The organism is Vibrio vulnificus NBRC 15645 = ATCC 27562, from assembly GCF_002224265.1.
Lineage (GTDB): Bacteria > Pseudomonadota > Gammaproteobacteria > Enterobacterales > Vibrionaceae > Vibrio > Vibrio vulnificus.
This window is the reverse complement of record NZ_CP012881.1, coordinates 3,157,153-3,169,241: the sequence shown is the minus strand read 5'-3', so window position 1 is coordinate 3,169,241 and position 12,089 is coordinate 3,157,153. Positions and strand designations below refer to the sequence as shown.

At 44.3% G+C, this 12,089-nt stretch carries 7 protein-coding genes; all 7 read left to right on the top strand.

Annotation, left to right across the window (positions count from 1 at the left end):
- The first annotated feature begins 44 nt into the window (after positions 1–44).
- The 7 genes from AOT11_RS15475 (at position 45) to AOT11_RS15445 (ending at position 12,086) form a co-directional block, all read left to right on the top strand.
- Entirely contained in the window at positions 45–263 is a 219-nt protein-coding gene (locus AOT11_RS15475) for a DUF2835 domain-containing protein (RefSeq protein ID WP_011080483.1), read from the top strand.
- 207 nt (positions 264–470) lie between these two features.
- Positions 471–5,312: an NAD-glutamate dehydrogenase gene (locus AOT11_RS15470; RefSeq protein WP_026050688.1), complete on the top strand. Its 4,842-nt coding sequence runs from the start codon at positions 471–473 to the stop codon at positions 5,310–5,312.
- Between the two features lie 297 nt (positions 5,313–5,609).
- Positions 5,610–6,620 (top strand): quinone-dependent dihydroorotate dehydrogenase, encoded by a 1,011-nt coding sequence (gene pyrD / locus AOT11_RS15465; RefSeq protein WP_011080481.1) that lies wholly within the window; start codon positions 5,610–5,612, stop codon positions 6,618–6,620.
- Positions 6,621–6,775: 155 nt separating this feature from the next.
- Positions 6,776–7,318 carry a cell division protein ZapC gene (locus tag AOT11_RS15460; RefSeq protein WP_017422072.1) on the top strand — a complete coding sequence of 181 codons (543 nt, stop codon included), beginning with the start codon at positions 6,776–6,778 and terminating at the stop codon, positions 7,316–7,318.
- 493 nt (positions 7,319–7,811) lie between these two features.
- Entirely contained in the window at positions 7,812–9,935 is a 2,124-nt protein-coding gene (gene rlmKL / locus AOT11_RS15455) for a bifunctional 23S rRNA (guanine(2069)-N(7))-methyltransferase RlmK/23S rRNA (guanine(2445)-N(2))-methyltransferase RlmL (protein WP_017422071.1), read from the top strand.
- An 11-nt stretch (positions 9,936–9,946) separates the two neighbouring features.
- Positions 9,947–10,189: a glutaredoxin family protein gene (locus AOT11_RS15450; protein WP_026050687.1), complete on the top strand. Its 243-nt coding sequence runs from the start codon at positions 9,947–9,949 to the stop codon at positions 10,187–10,189.
- On the top strand, positions 10,167–12,086 hold the full coding sequence (locus AOT11_RS15445; protein ID WP_017422070.1) for an ABC transporter ATP-binding protein: 1,920 nt from the start codon (positions 10,167–10,169) through the stop codon (positions 12,084–12,086). The genes AOT11_RS15450 and AOT11_RS15445 overlap by 23 nt, the downstream gene beginning before the upstream one ends.
- Positions 12,087–12,089: the final 3 nt, after the last annotated feature.

Below are 12,089 nucleotides of genomic sequence, written 5' to 3'. Positions count from 1 at the left end.
GATCGTGAGATAGCTGGCACAATGCCAGCTATCTTGTTCAAACTATGAATTACTATTACTTCACACTCAATATTAGCTATCAGGCATTTTTAGCTCACTATTCTGGTGCGGCGAGTGCTGTTCAAGTGGTGACAGAGCAAGGACTGAGGATTCAATTACCAGCGGTTAAATTTCGGCCGTTTCTCAGCCAGTTAGGCTTAAAAGGGCGCTTTAGACTAACAACTGACCAGAATCATCGATTTATTAAGTTAGAATCACTATAAGAACCTAGTTTAACAGTGAGTTAAACACGAATCTTAATCACATTATCAAACATTTCACCTCTATTCTTCGTTAATTTTATTAACTAAATTTCAATATTGCTTTTACAATAAGCGCATGCATTACCTATGCTTAGTTATTGAGTCTCCTAGCTAGATTTATTGCTAAGTGTCCCCTACAAAAAAACTATTCTAATGTGGAGTGTGAATATGACCGCGCGTGAAAATGTAGTGCCGGTTCTGCTTGAAAAAGTTTACCAACTGATTCAGGAAAAACTCGAGCTATCCCACCAGCCTTTCGTTACTAAATTAGCTCAACACCTGTTTAGTAACATGTCTATGGACGACCTAATCCAACGTAACGAGTCTGACCTTTACGGTGCGATTATTAGTCTTTGGCATCATATTCAAGAGAAGAAACCAGACGACGTCTCGGTTCGAGTATTTAACCCGACAGTCAGCCGCCACGGTTGGCAATCAACCCATACCATCGTAGAAGTGGTGGTACCTGATAGCCCGTTCTTGGTTGATTCCATCAAAATGGCGTTAAGCCGACTGGAGCTTAACTGTCACCTAATGCTCAACAACCCGACACAAATCACTCGCAATGAAAAAGGTGAAGTGATTGATGTCAATGGACAGGGTGGGATCTTACAGTCATTGTTCCACATCGAAGTTGACCGACTAAGCAAAAAGGATGAAATGCACAAGTTGAAGCAAGAGCTGCTTGATGTGCTCAACGATACTCGCTTGGTGGTGAACGATTGGTTGCTCATGGTAGAGCGACTAGAGCAAGTGACAGCACAACTGGAAGCGCAAAAATCAGCGGTTTCCATGGATGGTGAACGTTTCGATGAAAGCATTGCATTTCTACGTTGGTTAGGGGACCACAACTTTACGTTCATGGGATACAAAGAGTACGACTTGGTGAGTGTGGATGGCGAAACTGAGCTCGTACCAACAAAAGAAAAAGGCTTGGGTCTTTTTTCGGAACAATCTCGTGTTCGCAGTGTGAAGTTATCACAACTTTCAGACTCAGCTCGCCTCGAAGCGAAAAAGCCAAGTGCTTTGATCATTACTAAAGGTAATAAAGCGTCTCGTATTCATCGTCCTGCTTACAACGACTACGTTGGCATTAAGAAGTTTGACGCGAAAGGAAAAGTGGTTGGTGAGCATCGTTTCACGGGCCTGTATACCTCGTCGGTGTATAACCAAACCGTTTCTTCCATTCCACTTATCCGCGAAAAAGTGGATCGTATTCTCGATGCCAGCGGATACCGTGATGGCTCATATGCTTTTAAAGCGCTACACAATATCCTTGAAAATTACCCACGCGATGAACTGATTCAAGCAAAAGAAGAAGAGTTACTCGAAGTCGGCATGGGCGTAGTGCAAATGCATGATCGCGATCTACTGCGTCTGTTTGTTCGCAAAGACCCGTTTGGCCGATTCTTTAGTGCGATGGTGTATGTGACAAGAGATCGTTACAACACAGAATTGCGTCGCCAAACTCAACGCATTTTGAAACAGTACTTTGGTAGTGAGCAAGAAGTTGAGTTTACAACGTACTTCTCCGAAGGGCCGTTAGCACGTACCCATTATATTGTGCGTGTAGACAACAATAACATCGACGTAGACGTGAAAAACATCGAGCAAAATCTAATGGAAGTCTCTTCAACTTGGGATGATCGCCTTAAAGATTCTATCATTGCCAACTTTGGTGAAAGTAAAGGATTGCCACTTTCAAAAGAATACATGAAGGCATTTCCACGTTCTTACAAAGAAGCAATGATGCCGGGCAGTGCGGTTGATGATATTGATCGTTTGGAGGCACTTAGTGATGACAACAAACTGGGTATGCTTTTTTATCGCCCTCAAGAGTTGTCCGCAGACTCTAAAGCCGTACGCTTGAAACTGTTCCATCGTGACGAACCCATTCACCTTTCTGACGTCATGCCGATGCTCGAAAACTTGGGCCTGCGCGTGATTGGGGAGTCGCCATACGAGATCCACAAGACCAATGGTCAAACATTCTGGATCCTCGATTTCTCGATGTTGCACAAGAGCGACAAAGTAGTGGACTTAAGTGAAGCGAGAGATCGTTTCCAACAAGCGTTTGCTGCGATTTGGGAAGGGGAACTAGAAAGTGACGGTTTCAACCGTCTGCTATTGGGTGCTTCGCTGACTGGCCGAGAAATTTCAATTTTACGTGCCTATGCTCGTTATATGCGCCAAGTGGGTTTCCCATTCAGTCAACAATACATCGAAGACACCCTGAGTCACTATCCAGAGCTAGCCAAAGGGTTGGTTGATCTCTTTATCAAACGTTTTGATCCTAAACATAAAGGAAGCGAAAAAGGTCAACATGAGCTGATCAACAAGATCACCGAACAGCTAGAGTCGGTGGATAGCTTGGATGACGATCGTATTATTCGTCGTTACATGGAAATGATCATGGCGACGCTACGCACCAACTATTTCCAACTTGATGATCAAAAACAACCTAAGCCTTGGTTGTCATTAAAGCTAAAACCGCGGGAAATCCCTGAAATTCCACAGCCTGTACCAGCCTTTGAGATCTTCGTCTATGCCCCTGACATTGAAGGCGTTCACTTGCGTGGCGGAAAAGTGGCTCGTGGTGGTTTACGTTGGTCAGATCGCCAAGAAGACTTCCGTACAGAAGTGCTTGGGTTGGTGAAAGCGCAACAGGTTAAAAATACCGTTATCGTGCCTGTTGGAGCAAAAGGTGGTTTTGTTTGTAAACGTCAACATACCTTGACCAACCGTGATGAGATTTTTGCGGAAGGCCAGCGTTGTTACAAACGTTTCATTCGTGCGCTATTAGATGTCTCTGACAACATCATTGAAGGGGAAGTGATTCCACCGAAGAGCGTTGTAAGACATGATGAGGATGATCCTTATTTGGTCGTTGCAGCGGATAAAGGCACCGCAACTTTCTCCGATTTAGCGAACTCTGTGTCTGCTGAATATAACTTTTGGTTAGGTGATGCATTTGCGTCTGGTGGCTCTAACGGCTATGACCACAAAGCAATGGGTATCACTGCAAAAGGTGGTTGGGAGTCTGTGAAGCGTCATTTCCGTGAAATGGGTATTGACTGTCAAACAACAGACTTCACGGCGATTGGTGTTGGTGATATGGCGGGTGACGTATTTGGTAACGGTATGCTGCTGTCAAAGCACATTCGTCTACAAGCGGCATTTAACCATCTTCATATCTTTATCGATCCAAACCCGGATTCGGCTTCTAGTTGGGAAGAGCGTGATCGTTTGTTCCAACTCCCTCGCTCGAGTTGGGAAGATTATAATCCTAAGCTGATTTCAAAAGGCGGTGGTGTTTTCTCACGTAAGGCGAAGTCGATTACCTTGACACCAGAGATCCAAAAAATGTTGGGTACCAAGAAAACCTCTTTGGCGCCAAATGAATTGATCAAAATGATCCTGAAAATGGACGTGGATCTGCTTTGGAATGGTGGCATCGGCACGTATGTGAAAGCCTCGAGTGAAACACATACCGATGTGGGTGATCGTGCGAACGATGTGTTACGTATCGACGGCCGTGATCTCAATGCCAAAGTGGTTGGTGAGGGCGGTAACTTAGGTATGACGCAAAAAGGTCGTATCGAGTACGCTCTGAAAGGCGGACGTGTTAATACCGACTTTGTTGATAACGTGGGCGGTGTGGATTGCTCAGATAACGAAGTCAACATTAAGATCTTCTTGAATGGTTTGGTCTCCAATGGCGACATGACCGTGAAACAGCGCAATAAGATCTTGGAATCGATGCAAGATGAAGTCGGAGATATCGTTTTAGATGATGCTTACCGCCAATCTGAGTCCATCTCTGTGACCGAACAGCAAGGTGTTAGCGTTGTTAAAGAGCAAATTCGCTTTATTCACACTATGGAAAAAGCAGGCTATCTGGATCGCGTTCTAGAAAACATCCCTGATGATGAAACGTTACTAGAGCGTGAGAAGCTGGGCCAAGGCCTAACTCGTCCTGAACTGGCAGTATTGGTGGCTTATGGCAAGATGGTACTGAAAGAGCAACTCGCCAATGACGAGATTGCCAATGATGAGTTCCATGGGCAGCAATTGATCCAATACTTCCCAAGTGAATTGAGAAACAAATTCGCGAATCAGATGTCTTCACATCCACTGCGTGCGGAGATCATTGCTACATCACTTGCAAACCAAATGGTTAATGAGATGGGATGTAACTTCGTCACTCGTCTCCAAGAAGAGACTGGCGCATCGGTTGTGGATATCGCCAATGCGTACAGTGCTTCACGCGAGATTTACGGCTTGGGTGAAATTTTGGCTCAAACACGTGAGCTGGACAATGTCGCGAGCGCAGATGCTCAATACGAAATCATGTTCCACGTGCGTCGAATGCTTCGTCGTGTTGCACGCTGGCTACTGCGAAATCGCAGTGGTAAGAATACGGTGAGTGAGCTGATTGCTAAGTACCAAGCTGACGTTGATGTGATCACGCATTCTCTTGACAACATGCTGGTTGTCTCTGAAGTGGAAGAGCATGATGAGCTGGCAGAAAGTTGGATCTGTCGTGGGGTAGAAGCGAAGCTAGCTAGCCGCGTTTCTCGTCTAACCAGTCTCCAATCAGCGTTAGACATTTCTTCGGTTGCTCGTGAAACCAATAAAACGGTTGAGGAAGCAGCGAAGTTGTACTTCAACTTAGGCGATCGTTTATCACTACATTGGTTCTTGAAGCAAATTAATGGTCAGGCAGTCGATAACAACTGGCAAGCCTTGGCTCGTGCTGCTTTCCGCGAAGATCTCGATTGGCAACAACGTTTGCTGACTGCTCAAGTGCTCAACTGCATGCAGTCAGAGAACAAGGGAGATGTCATGGAAGCGCTGGAAACGTGGATGGAGCGCAATGAAACCTCACTACATCGTTGGGAAAGCATTCTCAACGAGTTCAAAGTGGGTAGTGTGCATGAGTTTGCCAAGTTCTCGGTCGCATTGAGAGAACTGGTTCTTCTCAACTTAAATTGCAGCTCAAATAGTTAATGTTTTGAGTCTCTGATATGAAAAAGCCCCTTAGATGGGGCTTTTTTTATATTGAAGAGTAAAAAACGACCAATAATAAGTTGCGTTGTCACTTTTTGATGCTTAGCAATCGTTACCATTCCTCATGCCTTTCACTAACTTTCAATAAATAAAAACATTAACCATCTGTTTTAAATCAATTTAATTCGAATAATGCATTTGGAATACAATATCTTTGACGTTTTTGTTTGAAATGTTGTTCTTTTAAGTAAATAATACCAACCCGTTTACACGGGGCTTTTTTCTTTCGGAGGCACAATGCTTTACCGTCTTGCCAGAGCTGGCTTTTTTCAATTGGATGCAGAAAAGGCACACGATCTCGCTATCCAAAACTTCAAACGCTTTACCGGCACACCAATTGATCTTTTCTATCGTCAACAACTCCCAAATCGACCAGTAGAATGCATGGGACTCACTTTCCGAAACCCAGTTGGCCTTGCGGCTGGTCTGGATAAAAATGGTGAGTGTATCGAAGCATTTGACGCAATGGGATTCGGCTTTGTTGAAGTTGGTACCGTTACACCTAGAGCACAATCAGGAAATGATAAACCACGTTTGTTCCGCTTAGTAGGTGCGGAAGGAATCATTAACCGTATGGGTTTCAATAACCTAGGTGTTGATAATCTCATTGAAAACGTCAAGAAGGCCAAATACAGCTGTGTATTAGGCATCAACATTGGTAAAAATAAAGACACACCAATCGAGAAGGGCGCGGAAGATTATCTCATCTGTATGGAAAAGGTATATGAGTACGCGGGTTATATTGCCGTGAATATTTCTTCTCCAAACACGCCTGGGCTAAGAACACTTCAATATGGTGAAGCGCTCGATGAGCTACTGGTTGAGTTAAAACGTAAGCAAGCCGAGCTTGAAGAGAAGCATGGAAAATATGTACCTCTGGCATTAAAGATCGCACCGGATCTTACCGACGATGAAATTAGCCAGATTTGCCAATCATTGATCAACAACAAGATCGATGGTGTGATCGCAACCAATACCACACTTGATCGCACGATGGTTGAAGGCATGAAACATGCACAAGAGGCTGGGGGCCTTAGTGGTCGCCCACTTCAGTCCCGTTCTACTGAGGTTGTGCGATTACTTCGCAAGGAGTTACAAGGTAACATCCCAATTATTGGCGTTGGTGGTGTTGATTCTTATGTTGCTGCAAAAGAAAAAATGTTGGCAGGGGCGGATCTTGTACAAGTTTACTCTGGCTTCATCTATCACGGGCCAGGCTTAGTACGCGATATTGTTAAAAATCTATAGAATGATTCGCTAACATACTGACATAACAGCTTTTCTAACAGAAAAAAGAGGACTTGGTTTCCTCTTTTTTTTTATTCATTCGTTTGTAGAATCAAAGCAGTTGGAGGGTAATTAAGCGTTTACCTCTGTGAATCAGTCAGTGTGAGAATAGAACGATGCTTAAACCAAGTGATAAATGGAGCTGGTATTTTGATAAGCCGTCAGGCCGTCTAATGCTTGACTTAGGCGATAGATATCTATTTCAAACCAATCTCAGTGATAAATTGCTGGTGGACTGCGCTTTCTCCTACAACGACTTCACAGTTGATGACGCAAGTGCCTTTCAAACTTTTAAAGAATGCCTGTCATCGCTTGATTTGAGTGAATATCGCAGAGATGAGCTAACGCTCTACTGCGTTGCTGCTAAGCGCTTTCATAAGCCAGTCCAACCCAAGAGTTGGTTTTTCCATTCTACAGGTTCGGATTACCAACCCAGTGAAGGTGAGCTTGTACAGCTGCAAAATGGCTTGAATCAAGGGTTGTTTATTGTTTTGGAAGCAGGGGACAATGCAAGCTTAGTCAGCTGTGTAGAGCTTGAAGGCTTTATGCTAAGCAGCTCAAAGAGCTTAAGTTATGGTGAAGCCATCAAAGTTATGCACGATCGCATGTCTACTGCTGCAAGAATGAATACGCTAATGCCTATGGCATTAGTCGGATAACCTTTCCTAATTTTCGTTCCTATACATTTTTCATCGGCCTTCTGGCCGATTTTTTTTGCCTTCTCCTACCTCTGTTCATTGTGTTCGTTCGTCTAAATATTGCGACTATGAGAGCTTGTGGTGCAATCGGGTAGACATTTTTTACACATTTTTAGAACGTAAAATGTCCACTTTTGCCGGCAATATATCATCGATAGAGTAAAAAATTCCCTCTTTTAAGTGATTTTGTAATTAAATTACCAACATAAATTTAGTCTGGTATAGTCCAATTTTTATGTGAATAAGCATTCACTATCGTAATTTGAACCGAATTTTCGTTTAGGATTGCATACGTTTCGTTCATCACTTCTGAATTGGTGTTATTAATTCACGACGATAAAACGACCAGTTGATACGCTGGCTTATAAGGAGATGAGAAAAGTCCTTGAAATGCGAGGCATGGAGTGGATTTGTCAGGTATAATCAACGCCATTTTTAATAGCTAAAGAACACTATGAACCAATATCTTGCGGTTACCTCAAATGGTCTTGAGAACCTTCTTGCTGAAGAACTAACAAAACTTGGAATTGCAGACGCTAAGCCAGTACAGGCTGGGGTAAGATTTAAAGCCTCTAATGAACAGGTTTATCGCTGCTGTCTATGGAGTAGATTGGCATCGCGTTTTGTTCGCGTGTTGTCCGAGTTTACCTGTCAAAGTGATATGGACTTGTATTTAGCAACGTCCTCTATCAATTGGGTAAATCAATTCCACAGCACTAAGAAGTTTGTGGTTGATTTCAACGGCACGAACCGTGAGATTCGTAACAGCCAGTACGGTGCGATGAAAGTGAAAGATGGCATCGTAGATTGTTTCGAAAAGAAAAACCTACCACGCCCAAATATCAGCAAAGAGCGTCCGGATGTACGTATCCATGTTCGTCTCCACAAAGATAAAGCGATTCTTGGTGTTGATATGGTCGGGAATGGCTTGCACCAACGTGGCTATCGTCCTGCATCTGGCAAAGCGCCACTCCGTGAAACCTTGGCTGCTGCTATCATCCTTCGATCAGGCTGGACAGAGGAACAACCGCTTTTGGATCCAATGTGTGGTTCAGGTACTTTGTTGATAGAGGCGGCCATGATGGCAGCAAACATGGCGCCTGGAGTAAAACGCGAAAAGTGGGTCTTTGAATCACTTGAAGATTTCGAGCCAGAAGTGTGGGCAGAAATAAAATCAGAAGCAAATGTCATTGCTCGAAGAGGTGTCAAAAAAGTTGGCGCAAGATTCTATGGCTTTGATAATGATGAAAAAGTGCTGAAAATTGCCCAAGATAACGCGCGCAGAGCAGGGGTTGCTGATCTTATCGAATTTAAGTTGGGTGACGCCGCTACAGTGTCACGTCCTCAAGAGTTTGAGAATGGTGTGATTGTTTGTAACCCGCCTTATGGTGAACGACTTGGTACAGAACCAGGATTGATTGCACTATACACAGCATTTGGTGGTCAGTTAAAAGCGCAGTTTGGTGGTTGTACGGCATCTATTTTTTCGAGTTCTGATGAGCTGCTGAGCTGTCTTCGCATGCGTGCAGAAAAACAGTTTAAACTGAATAACGGTGCGTTACATTGTCACCAAAAGAATTACACGATCGCTCAGAGAAGTGCAGAGCAGATTGAAGGTGCGGATGGCCCGCTTTCTATCGCACCAGACTTTGCTAACCGCCTAAAGAAAAACATCGGTAAGATTGGCAAGTGGGCTCAAAGAGAACAGCTCGATTGTTACCGCATCTATGATGCCGACCTACCAGAATACAACGTGGCGATAGACGTCTATCAAGATCACTTGGTGATTCAAGAATACGCCGCACCAAAAGATATTCCGGAAGAGAAGGCAAAGCGTCGTCTGACGGACATCATTCGTGCTTCGATTCAGGTAACTGGCGTAGAAGCCAACAAAGTTGTGCTGAAGGTTCGCGAGAAACAAAAAGGCCGTAACCAATATCAAAAATTAGGTCAAGTTTCTGAGCGAATGGAAGTTAACGAGTATGGTGCAAAGCTGATCGTCAATTTGTACGATTATCTGGATACGGGGTTGTTCCTAGATCATAAGATCACGCGCCATCGTTTGGGTGAAATGGCAAAAGGAGCCGATTTCCTTAACCTGTTTGCTTATACAGGGAGTGCCACGGTACACGCCGCTCTTGGCGGTGCCAGCTCGACAACAACGGTCGACATGTCGAACACCTACCTTGAGTGGGCAAAAGACAACATGTCTGCAAATGGTTGTGTCGGACGTCAACATAAGTTTGAGCAGGCAGATTGTTTACAGTGGTTAGAGAAAGCGCAGGGGCAGTACGATTTAATCTTTATCGATCCGCCTACGTTTTCAAACTCAAAGCGCATGGAAGACTCGTTTGACGTTCAGCGCGACCATATCAAACTGATGAAAAACTTAAAACGTTTGCTAAGAGAAAACGGCACGATTGTTTTCTCTAATAACAAGCGTCATTTCAAAATGGATATCGAAGCGATGGAAGAGTTGGGTTTAGACGCGAAGAACATTTCTTCTCAGACGCTGCCACTCGATTTCTCAAGAAACAAACATATTCATAACTGTTGGGTCGTCACCCACAAAAAATAGGAACAAGGAACGTGATCACCCTATACAGTACCGAAGGATGCCATCTGTGTGAGATGGCCTACGAGTTGGTGGAACAAGCAGGCATTGCTGAACAAGTTCAAGTGATTGATATCGCGTTTGATGATGCGCTATTTTCTCGTTACGGGGTCACGATTCCTGTCTTAAATTCTCAAGGGTCAGAGCTTGGCTGGCCCTTTGATCTAGAAAAATTAAAACAATGGTTGGACGATAATGGCATTACTTACCATTCATAATGGTCAACTCGCCTTTGGCGATAATCCTCTACTTGATAAAGCTGATTTTGTACTTCAAGAGCATGAGCGAGTTTGTTTGGTAGGACGCAATGGGGCGGGTAAATCGACCTTAATGAAAGTTCTAGCGGGCGAGGTGATTCTTGATGATGGTAAGCTACAGATCACTCAAGATGTCGTTGTATCACGCTTAGAACAAGACCCCCCACGAAACGAACCAGGAACGGTTTACGATTATGTGGCAAGTGGGCTAGCTGAAATTGGCGAACAATTAAAGATCTATCATGATCTTCTCGATCTTGTCGCTCAAGAGCCAACGGAAAAGAACATTAACCGCTTAGCGAGAGTGCAAGAACAGCTTGATCACGCCAACGCGTGGCGATTTGAAGACCGAGTTAAGCATGTGTTGGCGGCATTAAAGCTGGATGCTGAAACGAAGCTCACCGATCTGTCGGGCGGTTGGCAACGCAAAGCTGCGCTGGCGAAAGCGCTAGTATGTGATCCAGACGTTTTGCTACTAGATGAGCCAACTAACCACCTCGATGTTACGACCATTGAATGGCTAGAAACGTTCCTCAAAGATTTCCGTGGCTCCATCATTTTTATTTCCCACGACCGAGCCTTCATCAAAACAATGGCAACGCGTATCGTTGACCTTGACCGTGGTAAACTTGCCTCTTTTCCTGGCGATTACGACAACTACCTTATTGAAAAAGAAGAAATGCTTCGTGTTGAGGAGATGCAAAACGCAGAGTTTGATAAGAAGCTCGCTCAGGAAGAAGTGTGGATTCGTCAAGGCATCAAAGCACGCCGCACACGTAATGAAGGTCGTGTTCGGGCACTTAAAAAGCTGCGAGAGGAACGCCAGAGTCGAGTTGACGTACAAGGTAAAGCCAAAATCCAAATTGATGACGCCGCACGCTCTGGCAAGATCGTCTTCGAAGCAGAAAAACTGCAGTTTTCATTCGATGGAAAGAAAATTGTTGATGATTTCAGTTTTAATATCATGCGTGGTGATCGAATTGCGCTTATTGGCCCTAATGGCTGTGGCAAGAGCACGGTCCTTAAGTTACTGCTGGATCAGCTAAAACCGGAATCTGGCCGTTTACATTGTGGTACTAAGCTGGAAGTCGCGTATTTTGACCAATATCGAGAGATTTTGGATCCTGAAAAGACGGTCATTGATAACCTAGCGGATGGTAAACAAGAAGTCACCGTGGGTGGGCGAGAACGCCATGCTTTGAGCTATCTTCAGGATTTCCTGTTCTCACCGAAGCGTGCTCGTACACCTGTCAAAGCACTTTCAGGTGGTGAAAAAAACCGTCTGCTTCTTGCTCGTATCTTCCTAAAACCGAACAATTTATTGATTCTCGACGAACCAACTAACGATTTAGATATCGAAACATTGGAACTTTTAGAAGAATTGCTTGCCAATTATCAAGGTACTCTACTGCTGGTTAGCCACGACCGACAGTTTGTGGATAATACCGTCATGACAAGCTGGATCTTTGAAGGTGAAGGAAAAATCGAAGAGTTTGTCGGTGGTTATCATGATGCTCAACAGCAGCGCAAACAAGCGATCGAAGCACGTGAAGTGATGGAAAAATCAGCGCCTAAAGCAAAAGTCGTTGAGGAAACTCCCAAAACTGCGCCAGCTAAGAATACCTCTAAGAAGTTATCATATAAGCTCCAACGAGAACTTGAAGCACTACCTGCCAAGTTAGAACAGTTGGAAGCGGATATTGAAGCGCTTCAAGAGCAAGTAAACTCCGCAGAGTTTTTTGCTCAACCCGTAGAGACAACGCAACCAGTGCTAGAGCAACTTGCCGCACTGGAGCAGGAATTAGAAATTGCTTTCGAGAGATGGGAAGAGCTCGAAGCTATGCAACAGGACAGTTAATAA